General features: G+C 66.4%; 10 protein-coding genes. All 10 read right to left on the reverse strand.

Annotation, left to right across the window (positions count from 1 at the left end):
- Genes ACIQU6_RS36995 through ACIQU6_RS37040 form a run of 10 tightly spaced genes read right to left on the reverse strand, consistent with a single transcriptional unit; the run spans nucleotide 1 to nucleotide 15,780 of the window.
- Complete coding sequence (locus tag ACIQU6_RS36995; protein WP_403486122.1) at nucleotides 1-1,140, reverse strand: hypothetical protein; 1,140 nt, start codon at nucleotides 1,138-1,140, stop codon at nucleotides 1-3.
- Nucleotides 1,137-2,045, reverse strand: a complete 909-nt coding sequence (locus tag ACIQU6_RS37000) for a hypothetical protein (protein WP_403486123.1) — start codon at nucleotides 2,043-2,045, stop codon at nucleotides 1,137-1,139. Before ACIQU6_RS37000 ends, ACIQU6_RS36995 begins: the two co-directional genes overlap by 4 nt.
- Nucleotides 2,042-6,121 (reverse strand): hypothetical protein, encoded by a 4,080-nt coding sequence (locus ACIQU6_RS37005; protein WP_403486124.1) that lies wholly within the window; start codon nucleotides 6,119-6,121, stop codon nucleotides 2,042-2,044. The genes ACIQU6_RS37000 and ACIQU6_RS37005 overlap by 4 nt, the downstream gene beginning before the upstream one ends.
- Nucleotides 6,118-7,293, reverse strand: coding sequence for a hypothetical protein (locus ACIQU6_RS37010; RefSeq protein WP_403486125.1), 1,176 nt, complete (start codon nucleotides 7,291-7,293; stop codon nucleotides 6,118-6,120). The genes ACIQU6_RS37005 and ACIQU6_RS37010 overlap by 4 nt, the downstream gene beginning before the upstream one ends.
- Nucleotides 7,290-9,548 carry an EVE domain-containing protein gene (locus ACIQU6_RS37015; protein ID WP_403486126.1) on the reverse strand — a complete coding sequence of 753 codons (2,259 nt, stop codon included), beginning with the start codon at nucleotides 9,546-9,548 and terminating at the stop codon, nucleotides 7,290-7,292. Before ACIQU6_RS37015 ends, ACIQU6_RS37010 begins: the two co-directional genes overlap by 4 nt.
- Nucleotides 9,545-10,768 carry a hypothetical protein gene (locus ACIQU6_RS37020; RefSeq protein ID WP_403486127.1) on the reverse strand — a complete coding sequence of 408 codons (1,224 nt, stop codon included), beginning with the start codon at nucleotides 10,766-10,768 and terminating at the stop codon, nucleotides 9,545-9,547. The genes ACIQU6_RS37015 and ACIQU6_RS37020 overlap by 4 nt, the downstream gene beginning before the upstream one ends.
- A complete protein-coding gene (locus tag ACIQU6_RS37025) occupies nucleotides 10,765-11,901 on the reverse strand; it encodes a serine/threonine-protein kinase (RefSeq protein WP_403486128.1) in 1,137 nt (378 codons plus the stop codon). The genes ACIQU6_RS37020 and ACIQU6_RS37025 overlap by 4 nt, the downstream gene beginning before the upstream one ends.
- Entirely contained in the window at nucleotides 11,898-12,356 is a 459-nt protein-coding gene (locus ACIQU6_RS37030; RefSeq protein WP_403486129.1) for a hypothetical protein, read from the reverse strand. Before ACIQU6_RS37030 ends, ACIQU6_RS37025 begins: the two co-directional genes overlap by 4 nt.
- Nucleotides 12,353-13,789, reverse strand: coding sequence for a hypothetical protein (locus ACIQU6_RS37035; RefSeq protein ID WP_403486130.1), 1,437 nt, complete (start codon nucleotides 13,787-13,789; stop codon nucleotides 12,353-12,355). The genes ACIQU6_RS37030 and ACIQU6_RS37035 overlap by 4 nt, the downstream gene beginning before the upstream one ends.
- The gene (locus ACIQU6_RS37040; protein ID WP_403486131.1) at nucleotides 13,786-15,780 is read right to left on the reverse strand and encodes a class I SAM-dependent DNA methyltransferase; all 1,995 of its coding nucleotides are present in this window, start codon (nucleotides 15,778-15,780) and stop codon (nucleotides 13,786-13,788) included. The genes ACIQU6_RS37035 and ACIQU6_RS37040 overlap by 4 nt, the downstream gene beginning before the upstream one ends.
- Nucleotides 15,781-15,785: the final 5 nt, after the last annotated feature.

The following is a 15,785-nucleotide window of genomic DNA, read 5'->3' on the forward strand; positions in this document are numbered from 1 at the left end:
TCACTCCTCATCCATGGTGTCGACGCCCTCGAGCCAGGCTCGATCAACGGCACGGTCCTTGAGCATGCCCAGGGTCGAACGAAGGTAGTTGGACAGGACCTCGCGTGGCATCATCACGAGCTGTTCGGCGTACCAGAGCGGCAGCGGCTTCATCCGCGGGTTGTCGTTCAGCGTCAGGAAGGCGGTGATGCTAGCCAGCCTGTCGAGGGCCTCGGAGTCCCACTGCCCCGGAGCACCGACGGTCTCGATCTTCCAGATCGGCGTTCTGAGGCCGACCTGGATGTGGAAGCCGATGAGCCCGTGGTTCGCGACCGTCCGAGGCTCGAAGCGCTTCATCTGGCGCCCCAGCGCTTCGTAGTAGTAGGCGGCCGTCCGGTGCCCTGCGCGCAGGGCACCACGCAGGAAGCGGAGAACACCGACTCGCCGCAGCTGCACCCACTCGCTTTGCACGAGGTCCAGCGCTTCGCTGCCGATCACCTCGGGGGAACCCGCCGGTCCCTTCTCACGGAGCGCATTCAAGACGGCGGCGTTGAGGTCGCGGCGCGACTGAAGCGAGACGAGGAACGGACCGTTCGGGTCGTTCGGATAGATCGAAGGCAGGAACCGCTGCCAGAATGCCTCCATCACCTCGATCAGCTCGCGCCACTCCTCCTCGACGTCGGGCTCGGCGAGGCTGAGACTCTGCTCGGCACGCGGGACAAGGAGCGGGATGTCGACGAAGATGACATCCGGTTTCCTATCCGAATCCAGCAGGTCCGTCAGGAGCTGGTAGACGAGGATGTACTCCTTCCATGCAAGTCGCTCGGACGCGTCCAGGAAGTTCATGTCATTGATGTCGACGCGGCTGTCCTGGAAGCCCTCCGTCACCTGGTTGCCAGACACGACGATGTCGTGACGGAGCGCTGCAGCTCCATAGAGAATGCCGCCCAGGGCGGGCATGCTCCGGCTCTTGGAGGAAACTCCGACGGCGTAGACGCGATCGAACCGGCGCGACTCGACGCTGCGGATGATGCCGCCACGCACGAAGAGCGGAGCCTTCGAGTCGATGTACCGCATCTTGTTGGCGATCTTCCCGGCGGTGCCGGGAAGCCGCAGGCTCATTGCCGCGGCGAGTGCGCGAGCCAGCTCGATGCTCTTCATGTCGTCGTCTCCTCTGAGGCAAGCAGGGCCCCGAGCTCACGCAGGTACGCGTGCATCCCGCGCTGCTCAAGAAACCGGACGAGAGCCCCGCGATCGCTCGGTGCCGACGCGCCGGAGGCCGCGAGCCCCTGACGCGTGAGCTCGTCGAGGGCTCGACCGACGTCATTGGCGCTCAGGGCCACCCCAAGGAGCGCTCCGGCTCGAGATCGCAGGAGCTCTGCTGTCTGTGGGCCGCCGGCCGCAAGGAGCAGCACAACGGGGACGAGTACCCCTTCGCCGACTGCCTCGGCCTTCGGCGGGCTCGACGGCTGCCGTGCGATCTCCCTGGCCTCCGCCGTGATCGACGGAGTCCACGACAAGAGGTGCCCAAGCAGGCTCTGGCGATGCGCCTCGTCGGTCAGCGCCGTGTAGGTAAGCAGCTGGAGCGCGGAGAAGAACACCGGACCCGCGGTGTTGGTCGCCTGGTACCGGAGGAGCACGGGCTTGTTCTGGGCATCCACGGCGAGCACGCCTGCGCCGAGCACTGTGTCGAAGAAGTGGTCCGACCGGACCTTCACCTCTCCGCCGAGGACCTCCTCGAGCGCACCGTCGGTGATGCGAGCAGCCGAATCCGCGGCGCGGCGTCGGGCTCCCAGCTGGACCGGCGTCTCGAAGTAGCGGCCGAGGTCCAGATCCGTGAACGGCGGCACGACGATGACGGCGACCCGCGACCGCGCGAGCGCGGACGATAGCTTGCGCATGTCGACGAGGCGCTCGGCATCCAGCAACCCACCGACGACGACGAGGGGAGGCCCCGACGGATCAGCCAGGAGCCGTTCCATGGGAACGCTCTCGACCCCTGCCGTCTGCGAGAGGACGCCGATCTCGAACAGGTCAGCCTGTGCTTCGACGATGCGCGCTTTCATCGGAGCTCCAGCTTCGAGCGGATGAGCTTCATCTCCTTGAGCTCGCGAATCGCGTCGGCGTGGTCCGGGTGCTGGTCTTCGTCGTAGGAGCCGGCCTCCAGGTCGCCGGAGATATCGACCCACAGACCGAAGTGGACGTCCTTGCCAGCGCCCTCAAAGAAGCCTGCGCCCTCCTGGGAGACCTCGCTGTTGAACGCCTCGTAGCGCGCCTTCGTGGTCCCGAAGGTCGCAGCCGGCGTCGGCTCCGCCTTAGCCGGCTTCCGGTTCGACTTCAGGACCCGGTTGAGCGCGCGCAGTTCCTTCTGCCGGATCACCTGCCGAAGTTCCGTCTTGAGCTCGTCGAGCTTCTCTGTGACCTGCTGCGGGAGCCCCTGGACCGCTTGCGCGGTCGCGACGACCTCGGTCTCCAGGCTCTTCAAGAGCTCGGTCTCTGCCACTTGATCGATCAGCGATTGCACCTGCTGCTTCAGGCCTCCCTCCACGAGGCCGCGGAACTTCTGGACCTCGAGCTTGAGCGGGTTGAGCGAGGCCTGCACCGGTTGCGGAGCGTCGGCCGTGAAGTCGCCCAGCGACTGCCACGCGGAGGCGGCGGCCTTGTAGTCCTTGACCGCCTTCGCCCACTGCTCATGGAGCTTCTTGAACTGCGCGAAGAAGCTACCGGGCTGCTCCTTGCTGATCAGGTCCTTCAGCGCGTCCATGCGCTTCCACGAGTGTTCGTACTGCGAGTTGACCAGGTACTGGTCGATCATCAGCGTGTACGACGCGACCGGGATCGTCGCCATCCGCGTCTGCGTGCCTGCCGCGGCGGGCCCTTTCACTGCGTTCTCGAGCTCGGACTTGATGGCCTTGAGCGGCAGCGTGACCGGGGCGATGGGGAACGGGTGGCCCTCGGCCTCATCGAGCGTGGCCGCCTCGCCTAGCAGATGGTCGATCTCCTCGATCATCTCGTCCCGAGTCGCCAGGAACGTCTTCTTCAGCCACGCCAGGAAGGTGACGCGCTCCCACAGCGAGAGCGTCGAATACCGGGTCTCGTAGGACGGGATTCGCGCCGGCGAGCAGTCGAAGTGGAGCGTCGTCTCGCCTATCTCAAGCGGGCACACACCGAGGATGCGCTCCTCGATGTCGAGGACCTGAGCGACGACCGTCTTGAGCGATCTCTCGGTCAGGCTGTCGATGTCAGCGGTCAGGTGGTCCGAGCTCACCTGCTGGATCTTCCTTTCCGCCGTCACCAGCTGCTGCTTGGCCGTGGGGTAGTTGTTGTTCAGCAGAATGCTGGCCTGCGTCGGGAACAGGTCGGTGAGCGTCTTGACCGAGTCCTTGCACTCCCCCTCGAGCCAGGTCGACGCCGACTGGCGGCGGCTCTCGAGCATCGTCCGGTCGACGGCCTTGTAGAGGTCGTTCTTCTTACGGACGAGCCCGATGCCGATGAGCACTTCGAGGATCTGCTCGAGCTGCTGCGGTGCCTTCATCTCGCTGTCGGGCACCGCGAAAAAGAAGCTGTTGGCGAGCTTGCTCACCGCCGACTGCGTCTTGAGCTCTTGGAGGAGCGCGAAGAAGCACCGGGGCACCTTCGGAAGCAGGCTGCCGTCGGTCGTCAGCACGCCGAGGAGGTCGCCGTACTTCCACGCCACAGGTGGATCGATGTTCTTCTTCGCCGCCTGCCTGCAGTTTTCGAACTCCACGTTATTCAGGGGTCCGCCGGCCGTGTCGACGGCTGCATCGAGCGAGCAGTCGTTCGCCAACATGTAGCGGTAGCCCTTCGCGAAATCGGCTGTGTTACTGCCGGTCTTGCGGCTCCAGATGGGAGCGAGGAGGTAGCCGGTCTTGCGGAGGCCGTTCGCCCACTCCCGGCTCTTCGCTTGCCACTCGTCGCGGTAGGAACCCTCGAGCCCCTTCGCGACTTTGCTCAGGCGTGCCTCGTGGGCGTTGTAGGCGGAGCCCCGGCCCGAGTACTTGAGAAGGAACTCCTCCTCCTGCGACACGAGGCGCCGCGTCAGTACGCAGCGGCGAAGGGCCGGCGACGCATCGAGCTGCTGCTCGAACGAGGCCACGTCCGCGCCTGCCGGGAACAGGACGAGGGTCGGGTGGACCCGCTCGAGGCCGATGTAGGCGCGTAGCTTGTCGAGGGTCTGCTGCGCGTCCAGGCAGTACACGACCGTGCACCGACCATCCGGCGTGACCCGAAGCCCGTCGAGCGACGGCGAGCCGAACGCGGAGGTGAGCGCCTTGTGCGGAACGTCCTTGAGCCCCGAGATGTGCTTGGTGGCCTCATCCTTGAGGTGGTCGTCGAGGAGCTTCGCGAGGCCAAGGCAGATCGCCGTCCCGCGCTTCGCCTTCGTCTGACTGATGCCGCGGACGTACTCGTCGAGCGAAGCCTCGTACTTGCCGTCCCTGAAGAAGCGAACGCTCTCAGCCGCCGAGACCAGGAGCTTGTTGAACTCGCGCCAGAGCCGGAACGACATCCCGATGAACCGGGTCCCGTCGACCCGGTACTCCGGCTTCGAGAAGATGCGGTGGAGCGACTCGGCCGCGAACTCGATGCCCTCTCGCGGGTAGAGCGCCGCCAGCTGCTCGCCCCATTGCTCCAGGTCGGCGTAGACGACGAAGTCACCAGCGGCGCCCGGGGCTCCCCCGACCGCAACGGAGAACGCTCGCAATGCCTCGAGCAGCCCGACGACGGACACCTCGCAGGTCGGGGTGAAGTACGTGTCCGTCTTCCCTTCCTTTGCCTTGAAGCCGAACTCGGGGCGGGTCAGCTCGTTCGCGAGCGCGCGCTCGTCGATGTGAACCTGAAAGAGCTCCGCGAAGGCGTGTCCGCGGCCCGCGACCTCGTGAGCGAGCAGCGCATCGGCCATCTCCTCGGTCAACGCCGCCTTCGCCGCCCCGCCGACCGGAGCCGGCAGCTGGCCGTACACGAGCCGCTCCAGCTCCTGCTTGGGGACCCCGGTTACCTTGCCGAGCAGGGGGAGGACGGCGTCGTCGTTGAAGATATGCTTGGCCCGAGCATCGGTCTTGGCGAAGTCCTTCAGGAGCTCCCACGCGCTCGAGCGGTAGCCGCGCTCCATGTGCCGGGCGTACGTCTCGTGGATGGACGACATGATCACGTTCAGCCAGCCGAAGTTCCGGTTGGCCGCAAGGAACGCGCCCTCGAGCGTCCCCACCGGGTACTCGACGGCGTGCGGGTCGACCAGGCCGCCCTTGATGTGGTCGACGTAGCTCTGCACGTCGGTCAGTTGGTTCGGCTCGATCGTGACCGAGCTCGCTCGGCGCAGGTTCGGACCGATATGGATCTGGTCGCGCATGCCCACGCTGCACAGCAGCAGAAAGTTCACGTCCGGATGCTGGTGTCGCCAGTTCTCGTGCTTGATGACCTCCGAGACCATCAGGAGGTACTCGTCGTCGACCTTGGTCTGCGTGTCCTCGCGAAGGCCCCGTTTCAGGTCACCGGGCGTCTCGACCTCGTCGACGATGATCCAGAGGTGGTTCAGGCCAGCATCACCCAAGACCTTCTTCGCATCGCGAAGCCGGTCTTCGAACGATCGCGTGTCGTCGTCGACGAGCGAGAGCGCCTTCAGGTTCACGCCCTTGGCCTGCATCGCCGCCTTGAGATCCTCGTAGAGGTCCCGCGGCCCGCCAGCGGCAGGGTCGGCGCGCAACGTGTGCCGCAGGGCTTCGACCGCCAGGCGAGCCACCCACGTCGCAGCGTCAAGCGCGTCGTCGCACACGGTGCTGTAGCGGATGTAGAGCGGCAGGATGCCATCCTGCAGCGCCGGCTCGAGCACACGCGGCTTCTTGTCTGGCTGATGGAAGGGCGGGATGACGTACTCGTTCTTGTTGAGTAGCCACCGGTCGACGCGGCCCGTCGCTTCCGCGATGAGCTCGTAGCCAAGCCGTGTCTTGCCCAGACCCCAGTCGCCGAACGCGATGAAGAAGCCGGCGATGTCGTTCGCGGCACCGTCCCAGAAGGATCGGCGGAATTGGTGGAGTGCGTTGAACACCTGGTTCTGGCCCACCATGGAGAAAGAAGGCGGATAGAGTGCGACGCCCTTGGCGGCCCACGGTTTGATGATGGTCATCGGTCTTCTCCCTGCATCTCCCTGGAGGAACCCGTGGGGGTCTGCTCCGCAGTCTCGACGTTCATGGTCTTGTAAAGGGGCGTGAAGTCGATGCGGACGCGACGTGCGCCGGGCTCGCCGAACAGCCCTCGTCCCATGCGGGGTTGTCCTGAGTGGCGGTCGAGCAATCGCAGCTGCTCGTGGTACATCGCCGTCCGGATGTAGCTGTCGAGGACGACGGCTCGATCCTCGTCCGGCACCTGAAGGAGCTCGCCGAAGCGCTCGCCGAGCTGACTCACGATGAGAAAGCCCTCGGCGTCCGCGCAATCGCGAAGCGCCCGGGCGAACGCCTCGTCGTCGGTCAGCCGCGCAGGCGCTGCGTCCTCGAATCCGAGCTCGACGAGGTTCTCCACCGCCAGCGCACCAGCGAGTCCACCGGCGTCCAGGCCCCAGGTCGAGGGACCACCGTCGAAGGCTCGGATGTGGAAGAACACGGCCAGGGCCTTCTTGAGCGCGGTCGGGAGGTCGTTCGTCGAGGGTGTTCCACCCTGGACGCCCTCCCACACGACCGCCGCGGTTTCGCCCAGAGCCGAAAGGTCAGCGCGCCAACGCGGCCCGAGGGCGAGCTCGGCGTTGTCGCGCAGCAGCGTGTTGAAGCCGTCGCAGTTGCGCTGTGCGATCTCGAGGACATCGCCCTCGGGCGACGTGAGCGACAACGCGCCCGTGGGGATACCGCCCGGCGCCTCGACTGCCAGCTGCCAGCCCGCAAGGCAAAGCCCGATCACCAAGCGCGTGCGAGGCTCACGTCGAAGCAGCTGCTTCGCCAGGGCGCGAGCCCAGTCGACGTCAGCGTCCGCCTCGCGAAACGCCTTCCCCAGCGCGACGCCTTCCGCGGTGGCCAGGAGGCCCTTGTCGACCCGCTCGAAGAGGCTGATCCCATTGATGCGGTAGCGGGCGCCGCTGCGCTCCATCCCGTACGTGTTGATGACGCCGTCGGTCCCCTTGCCGCGCGGCGCCCCGCCCCTGAACTGCATCGTGGGAGCGATGTCGAAGACCACGCGCTCGAGATCGGCCCGTGAATAGACGCGGCCTGGCTCGGCACGGGCCGCCGCCTCCGGGTACTCCTGGATGCGAGCCGCCTCGCTCCATAGAAACAGCTTGGGGAGCGCGATGCGCACCAACGGCGTGTTCATGCCTGTCCTCCGTGGAAAGTCGCCAGGAACTGCGACAGGCGAACGCGGTAGGGCTTTTCGCCCCGGTTCTGCAGGTGTCCCGGATGAGCCTTGATCTTGGATTGGTAGTCGTCGGTCAGACGCAGCACGTCGCCGTCGCACTCGAACACATCGAGCAGCTCGAGGTTCTTCAGCATCACGTGGACGGCGCTCTCCCAGAGCGAATCCTGGGTGCTGGCCCCCGCCGACCAGTAGCCGACCTGCTCGAGCATCGAGCGGACGTGGCGCCACAGAGGGCCCCGCCCGGCGCCGTCGAGCTCGAGATGCGCCACACCCCCATCGACGTGGATCAGCGCCGCCACATCGCCCACCAGGCCGGCGAACTGGCGGTGAACTTCGAGCTGAAGGAGCGCCGCCGCGACGGGGTGCTGGAAGAGTCGCTCTGCGGCGGCCTCGCGACCGAGCGTGGCGGCAGGCTCCCACTCACCGTGGCGACAGAGCGGTAGGCCGGCGGCGACGTATCTCCGGGCCATCACGTCGGTGCGCTCCATCTCGCCGATCAGCACCTGGCCGTCGTCGGCCACGAGCAGTTCCACGGTGCCGAGGAGCAACGGGCGCTTCCAGCTTCGACGGAGCTGCGTGCTGAGCGGCCCCTCCGACGACCTCGACGCCGCGTCGGCGCTCCAGGACTGCTGCTCCGAAAGGAACTCGGGCTCTCGAATCAGGTCCCCGATCACCTTCGGCGGAAGCTGAGCGAACAGGTCGAGTCGCTCCGAGGCCGCCACGTCGCGCGGCTCGCGGGTGGGCACGCTCAGGTAGGCGTGCGTCTTCTGATCGCCGCCGTGGGGCTGCGTCAGGTGCCAACGTCCGAACCGTGCCCAGACGTACTCCTCGAGCTCCGGAATCGGCTCCGGGGCGTGTCGCCGAAGGTGCTCGCCCATGAAGTGCGCCGCGAGCCGGGTGGTGAACGCGGACGGGCCCGCGTCTCCGTCGATGAGGTGAAGGAAGAACGGGGTGACCACGTGTGCCTCGGGACGACGCGCCAGCAGCGAGTCGAGCCAGTCGATCAGGTGCGCCTCATGCAGCCCGAGGTCTTCCAGATCACCTGGCGTGAGCTCGCCGAGGGGGGCGAGATGCGCGAGCAGCCAGCGATTGCGGTCGAGGGGTGAGACCTGCGTCGCCTTCGTCGACGTCTTGGCCTTCGAGCGCTTCGGTGCGTCAGGCTTGTCGTGGATCGGCGGGGGATCGTCGCCCGGTCGGTAGAGGCGAAGGCGAGCCCAGTCGTCATAGACGCGGAAGAGGAGGTCGTGCTCTGGCGTCACGTTGTAGTGGACGCGACTGCGGAAGTTAGTCGTGTACTTCTCGATGTGGCACTGAACGGTGATCGGTTTGAAGAGCGGGTAGTTCGCTGCGAACCAGCTTGTGATCTCGTCCCGGGAGTGCTCGTCTCCATCGGCGAACGTCTCGGCGACGAAGCGCTCGAACAGCTCGTTGCAGCTCTCGTCGTAGATCTTGCCGGCCCTGGACCGCTTCATCGCCCACGTGAGGACCTCACGCGCCGGCTCGTGGGTCTCCTCAACAGACAGGAGCGGTCGCAACAGCTCCCACGCGTCAGCGTCGACAGGGAAGTTGGTGCCGTTCGGCTGCCGGAGGATCATCAGGTTGGCCAGCCCTTTCCTGGCCGCGATGGTGGTCTTGAGGAGTGGGTTGCCGAGGAACCGCCTCTCGATCGCGAGCACGACGCGGGGCTTGGTCGTGGCTCCGCTGCTCCAGAATGCTGCATCGTCGCCATCGGACTTCCGATCCGCGACGCCCTCCACGACACGAGCCTGGGCGTAGATGCCCGCGTAATTGCCCGACATCCAGAGCAGGACGATGTCGCCGATGTGGATGCGGTCCTTGTATCGGTTGGTCAGGAACTGCATCCGGTCGAGGTGCTGGAGCGCCTCGAGGATCCGGTAGAGCATGGGGTTGGCCTGGAAGATCCAGACCCTTGGTTCCTTCACGTCGGGCACGGCAGCGACCTCGGCCGAGGTGACCTCAGCGATGGCTCCTTCGACGAGCTTGAACATCCCCTTGTCACCTCGAAGGAAACGGGCGTCCTCCGTCATGTCTCGATGCAGCGAAACCCACGGCGTCTTGCGATCGTCACTCACGGCGAACTCGTCCGAATGGAGCTCCGCCAGCGCCGCCCATACCTCGTCCCGGTAGTGGAAGGGCCGCCGCGGCCGGCTGCGCATCCAGTCGAATGCCATGTCGACCTTGCGAGGCCTCATGCGGCACCTCCCTCCGCCGCCCGCAGCGCGAGCTCCTCGACGATGCGCTTCTGCAGCTCCTTGCCGGGCCGGAACACGGTGCGCAGGCGCGCCGCCATCAGTGACGACTGGTAGTCGTCGCCGAGCACCAGGAGCTCGTCCTGGCGGCGCAGGATTCGAAGCTGGAGGAGGTTCCGGAGCAGGTTGCCCATGAGCTCGTCGGAGACTCGGCCGTCGACGAGGCCGAAGGGTGCGTAGCCCTGCGCGCGAACGAGGTCGCCGAGCAGCTCGGCCACGCGGCCGACCCCGCGGGAGCCCACGAGCACCGAGACGTCGTGCAGGCCACCAGACGCGGGCACGTAGAGTTCCACGGTCGGCATCGTCGACGCCGGCGAGCGCCAGGCGCAGATGCCCAGGTGGATCACCGCGGCGTAGAACGGGTGCTCCACTACGGCATCACGGAGATGTTCGAGGAGCACTTCGTTGAGCGCGTCCTCGTCGAACGTGCGCTGGCCACGCGCATCGACGATCGGGGCGCCACTCAGCACGCCGAAGCGCTGCATGTTCCACGGCTGCGGAATAAAGGCGCTGCCAAGGCCGAACCCGTCCTCTCGATTGAGCGGCAGCGGGCGCAGCACCGCAGCGCTCTCGACAGCGACGGGCAGCGCCACGCAGGCGGGACCGAAGCGCCGCAGCGCGAACTCGAAGAGCCCCTTGGGACGTGCGGAGTGTCCGAGTGCGTAGCTGTCCCAGGCGGCGAACGGCCGCGAGCGCTCGGGGAGGTCGGCCATGCGGGACTCGAGCTCCGCCGACGCGAGATCGACCAGACGCTTGCCGCCCTCCAGCTGCGCGAGGACGACGTTGAGCTCGGCCAGCAGCGGCGCGAGCTCGCCTTTCGTCCACTCCTCGAGCTCCACGGTCATGCCCCCGCGGCCGGCATCGACCAGCCCCTCGACGAGGATGCTGAGCAGGTAGGCGCGGTACTCGGGGACCGCGAAGCACAGACGACGCCCGACCTGTTGCGCGTCGCACTCGAGGAGGTGCACGAAGGGTGGCGTCAGGTGCCAGGCCACTGGACGATCGTGCTCGTCGTCAACCGCCTTGAGGGCGCCTGCGTTCTCGAACACCGAGACCCACGGCCCAGCGCCGAGGTGCTCGGCCTCGTAGGCCGACACCTCGCCCCAGTGGGCAAGATACTCGAAGAGCGGGACCGCGTCGCTCGGGCAGGCGGGGAGACTCATGCCGCAGCCTCCATGACGAGTTGACAGGCCGCTCGCGCGCTGTCGGCCGCGGCCCACCGGCGGAAGTTCGTCGCCGCCTTACGGGAGCGCAGGACGGTCCACTGCTCCGGCTTCTTCGGATCCTTCCCGATGCTCCAGTCCCAGCCCGACCATCCGTTGGCGGCGTACTGCTCACCGCAGGGAGCCAGCCTCCAGTCAGGCAGCCGGAGCACCTCGAGATCGCCGATCATCTCCGACGGCGTCTGGTATCGGGCGGCAGGGTCGGGCGCGACCGCCTTGTTGATGATGCGCACCAGGCTTTTGGGCACGTATGGCTGCATCCGCCCGAAGGAGATCACGCCTTTGCCGGACCCGGCCCGGGCCAGCGCACGGTCGACCACCTTCTGCCTGTAGAAATCGTCGACGCAGCCGCCCGATGCCTCTGCCAACTCGCGAAGCTCCTTCCTCGCCTCGCGGTCCAGGTAGGCGTCGTCGTTGTACGGCAGAGCGCCATGCACCATCTCGAAGAGCACTAGGCCCACCTGGTAGAGGTCCGACCGCACGTCGGAGCGGTTCGGCGTCGCCCATCCCTCGGCCGGCACGTAGAGCGCGCTGTGGCGCGAGGCGGTCACACTCGCACTCGCATGAGCGAGTCGTGCGACCGAGCCGAAGTCGGTGATCTTCGGCCAGATGCGCCCGTGACGCTGCGAGATCAGCACGTTCGCGGGCTTGATGTCCCGGTGAACGAGGAGTGCCTGGTGAAGTTGCGCGAGCCCGTGGAGGAGTCCAATCGCCGCGCGGACGGCCTCCATCATCGGGAGCGGGCCACCGCTCAGGCGCGAGAGGATGCTGCCGCCGCCGACATACTCCATGGCGACGAGGACGAAGTCGTCGCCGAGGCGCTGCGCGTCGTGGACCCGCACGAGATTGCTCTCGTTGCCCTCGGTCCTGGTCGCCTCCACGAGCAGGCGCGGCTCCGCGAAGAGGTCACCGCTCGGATCGGGGTAGAGGACCTTCAGGAACACCGGCAGGTCGAGGGGTACGTGATGCGCACGAAAGGCGTACGCGTTCGCGCCCTCGGTGTTCTCCGCCTCGAGCCTGTACTTCCCGGTCGCAGCGATGAGCTGCTGGACGTCCTGAAGGGTCGTGCTCATTCGCCGAGCCCCCACCACGCGACGAGCACCGCGTCTCGCCAGGTCTTCGGCTTGAAGTCCGCGCCGCCGTTCAAAACGTTCTCCGGAGAAGCAGACGCGATAGACGCGAAGCGCTTCTCCTGCGCGCGGAGAGATTGCGGCGCGACAAGGTCGACGGTCAGCTCGAGCTCAGCGCCCACCAGCTGGACGATCCCCTCTGCCTTGACGCGCGAGGCCGACGGCCCTCGAAACTGCGAGGAGCCGGCCTGCAGGACGCAGATTCGCTCTACTCCCTGCTCCGCCAGAAAGGTCGAGAGCAGCCTTCGAAGGCTCACCAGCGCGTGCCCCTCACACGCGTCGGCGGGCAGCTTCTGCGACGTAGACGGGAGCGGCAGAACGCGGGGTTGAGCGCGGCTGCCATCGAGGAGAGCCCACTTGAAATCGGTCGAGCTAGGAGCGATGCCGAGAACCTTCATGCGCCGTCCTCCGCCAGCTCCGGGACGTCATTCGCCGTCGGCGCCTTGAGCGTTCCGGCGAGGATCGCCTGCACGTCGAGGGTGCCCTCGATTAGCGCTTCGACGTCGGCCTTGGCCTGGTTGACCAGATCGGCCGCGGTCTGCAACAAGATCGTGCGCCTGAGTTCCCGCGCTCCCAGGCTCTTGCGGGTCCCCGGCGTCGCCCCGGGGATCCAGATCTGCGGCAACACAGATTCCTCGATGGCCGGATACGCCGAACCGGTGTTGCACCGCATCAGTTGAGCCGTGGAGGCCGGGTGCCGGAGCACCGCCAACAAGAAGAATGCGTCCGTCTTGCTGACGGGCCGCACAACTGCGAAGCCGGTCGTAGCGACCGCGCCATCGAGCGAGTCCGGCACGAGTCCTACCGCACCCCGGTTCGGCCTCACGGTCGAGGCGAGCACGTCGAAGCCTCGAACGAGCTTGCGCGCGCGGCTCGGTGCGTTCTCGACCGGTACTTCGGAGTGGGACACGTGGCCCGTCGAGGAGTCAACGTTGGAGATCTCGATGTAGCGGAACGTGCTCTGGCCATGGGCTCCCGGTGACCACCGGTACGAGGATAGACTCGCGACCTTGCCGAGTTCAACGAAAGCAGGATTCCGGTGCAGCCATTCCGTGAGCGAGATGAAGTGGCGCTGGTGGTACCAAGCATCCAGCCGCGAGCCGTCGATCTCCGCGGTCGCGACCATCGTAGTGAGCGACGACAGCGCGTCATGAGGACAGCCCTCATAGAGCGTCGCTAGTTCCGTGACAAGTTGCTCACGCTCCCGAGAGGCGACAGCGCGACAGCGCTCCGCCAACTCGACCTTCGCGCCGATGTAGTCCTGGATGCGACGGTCGGGGAGCGGCACCTCGACTTCTCTGAGGTCCTCGAGGTGGAGATGGCGGATGACAGCACCCTTGCTGTTGCGTCGGATCTGGAGCTGCCCCAAGCGCGAATTGAGGTAAGCCGAGAGGTACGCCGGGCTGACCCCGCTCGGGCGAATGATTGCGGCGCTCTCGAATACGGCGAACCGATCGTACGCTCCCTTCGCCAGGCCAGCAGAACCGATGGATCCGCTCTTCGCCACGAGCACGTCGTCGGGTCGAGGCACACAGTTCCATCGTTCAAGCTGATCGAATTCCGCGGCGCTGACGTACTTGTGACCGCAACCCGCGTCGACGAACCCGTTCCGAATGTTCTTGGCGCTAAGAAACGGGACGCCCGAATCGACGTAGCTCGGCGTCTTGTGCGTCCCGTCCGTAACAAGCGAGGAAATCTCGACCACCTGCCGCACCTTCAGCCCACGCGCCTCAGCGCGGTGCTCGAATTCCAGGTACTCGGGTCGGTAGAAGTCCGCGTCGAGACGGTGTCGCAGGTCCTTTGCAGTGACCCAAGAGGCGATGTCGCTCACGCGGAACCTCGCTTGAGATAACCCGATGCAATCTCGACCAGATCGTTGCCAAGCGGGTCAGGAACCTCGGCCTTGCCCTTTTTCAGGTACCCGACGTGCTCAGCGACAGCCATGAAGACCGGCCCCTGCTTCTCGGCCGGATGCCGCTTCTTCTGCAGGTAGAGGAAGCTGGTCTTGGCGCCCGTGCCCGCGATGGAGAAGGTCTCGGTGGGCAGGCTCACGACGGCGCGCACAATCGCCTTTCCGCCGAGAAACTCACCCGTCTCCTCGTCCTTCGTCCCCATGAAGTACTCGCGGACGTAGGCGTCCCCCGAATTGGAGAGGATGCCGTCAGGCAAGACAATCAGGAGCCGCCCGCCGGGCTTCAGGAGCTGCAGGTTGCGGTCGATGAACAGCGAGGCTGGGTCGGTCTTTTTGAGCTCCTTTCGCTTCGCCCGGTTCCCGGGAGTCCACGACCAGCCGAGCTCGAGGCCGCGCTCCTCGTCACGCATGCGCGCCATCCCGCGGGGATCATCGTATTTGCCAGAGCCGAACGGCGGGTTGGTCAGGATGACGTCGAACTTCCCGGTGAGCCGATCGAGATGCGGGTCGACCAGAGAGTCGTCGACCTTCAGCAGCTGGCTGTGGTCCTCGCCGTACAGCAGCATGTTGATGCGAGCCTTCTGGATCGATCCCGCGGCCTGGTCAGCGCCGAAGAAGCTATGCCGCTTCATCTGCGAGAGCCAGCGCAGCTTGTCGTCGTCGGAATGACCGACGTGCCGGTCGTCGAGCACGCGCCGCTTCACCTCGCGCAGCGCGCCGATGGGAAAACGCCCGGTACCGCAACAGATATCGCCGACGAGGAAGGCGGGGAGCGCGGCTTCCTCGTCGGTTTGGGGGTTCCATCGCTCACGCTGCCCATCGTCGCCTCGTCGGGCCCAGAGGTCTGCGTCGGGGACGTCGTGGAAGACCATGCGCGCCATGCATTCCACGACCTGACTGGGCGTCAGGTAGGTCGCGAGCCCTTCGTCGCTCGCGTACTTGCCGCGAAGGAACACGTCGAAGGCCCAGCCGAGCAGGTCCTCGTGGATCAGGTGCGCCCGCATCTCGCGGGCCTTCTCGCCGCTGCCGAGGAGCTCGCGGTCCGGCACCGAGAGCCGGATGGGCTTGCCCTCGCGGTCGCGCAGCTCGAGGGCCTCGATGGCGAGCGCGAGGACGTCAGGATTCTCGAGACGCAGCGGCTCATCATACGAGAAGATCGTGTGCACTTCGCCGGTGATGTCGGTCGCCTTGTACTGCGGCAGGTTGTTGATCTCGCGGAAAGCGTCCTTGAGCTGGATGACGGCATCCTTCTTGTGCTCCCGCACGTGGTCGGCCGAGTAGATGTCAGCGAACCGCTTGCCCTTCGCGGCGCCGCTCGTGAGCACGTAACCGGGCGCCTTCTCGAGGTGGACCTTGAGGAAGAGCAGCTTGCCGAGCTCGTCGATAGCGGCATTGGTGGGCTTGACGCCGCCGCGCGAGTAGATGACCTCGTGCAGCTGATCGAACTTGCGCTGGATTGCCCGGAAGTCGCCACGGTGGTACTCGGCCGAGACCTCCTGCACGAGCCGGGTGCGGGACTCGGAGATCGGCCGGGCGACGGTCTTCCACTCGTCCCGGGCCGGCAGCGCCGAGACCTGCGCGTCCTTCTCGACGTCGAAGATGAAGTCGTTCTCGTCGTCCCATACCCAGACGAAGCGAAACGGCTTACCGGCGGCGGCGCCGAGGCCGGCCTTGAACTTCGCGTCGTCCTGCACGGCAGGCCGCGAGGCATCGCCGGGCTCGCCGCTGGCGAAGAGGATGACGGGTTCGTCCTCGTCGAGCGCGACGAGCTCGGCGGTCGCCGACATGGATCCGTCGCCGAGCGGATCGAAGAGCGCGAAGTCGTCCTTGATCTGCTGGTAGCCGAGCTGCGCGAGCTTCTCCCGCACCCCATCGCGGAGCGCGTCTGTGGTGTTCTTCCTCTTGGCCATGGGTC

Origin of the sequence: Streptomyces sp. NPDC090442 (assembly GCF_044769405.1) — a bacterium.
GTDB lineage: Bacteria > Actinomycetota > Actinomycetes > Streptomycetales > Streptomycetaceae > Streptomyces.

Bases quoted from the DNA above. Each gene is read 5' to 3' on its own strand.
- ACIQU6_RS36995 (WP_403486122.1), bottom strand. From the start codon at position 1,140: ATGAAGAGCATCGAGCTGGCTCGCGCACTCGCCGCGGCAATGAGCCTG.
- ACIQU6_RS37000 (WP_403486123.1), bottom strand. From the start codon at position 2,045: ATGAAAGCGCGCATCGTCGAAGCACAGGCTGACCTGTTCGAGATCGGC.
- ACIQU6_RS37005 (WP_403486124.1), bottom strand. From the start codon at position 6,121: ATGACCATCATCAAACCGTGGGCCGCCAAGGGCGTCGCACTCTATCCG.
- ACIQU6_RS37010 (WP_403486125.1), bottom strand. From the start codon at position 7,293: ATGAACACGCCGTTGGTGCGCATCGCGCTCCCCAAGCTGTTTCTATGG.
- ACIQU6_RS37015 (WP_403486126.1), bottom strand. From the start codon at position 9,548: ATGAGGCCTCGCAAGGTCGACATGGCATTCGACTGGATGCGCAGCCGG.
- ACIQU6_RS37020 (WP_403486127.1), bottom strand. From the start codon at position 10,768: ATGAGTCTCCCCGCCTGCCCGAGCGACGCGGTCCCGCTCTTCGAGTAT.
- ACIQU6_RS37025 (WP_403486128.1), bottom strand. From the start codon at position 11,901: ATGAGCACGACCCTTCAGGACGTCCAGCAGCTCATCGCTGCGACCGGG.
- ACIQU6_RS37030 (WP_403486129.1), bottom strand. From the start codon at position 12,356: ATGAAGGTTCTCGGCATCGCTCCTAGCTCGACCGATTTCAAGTGGGCT.
- ACIQU6_RS37040 (WP_403486131.1), bottom strand. From the start codon at position 15,780: ATGGCCAAGAGGAAGAACACCACAGACGCGCTCCGCGATGGGGTGCGG.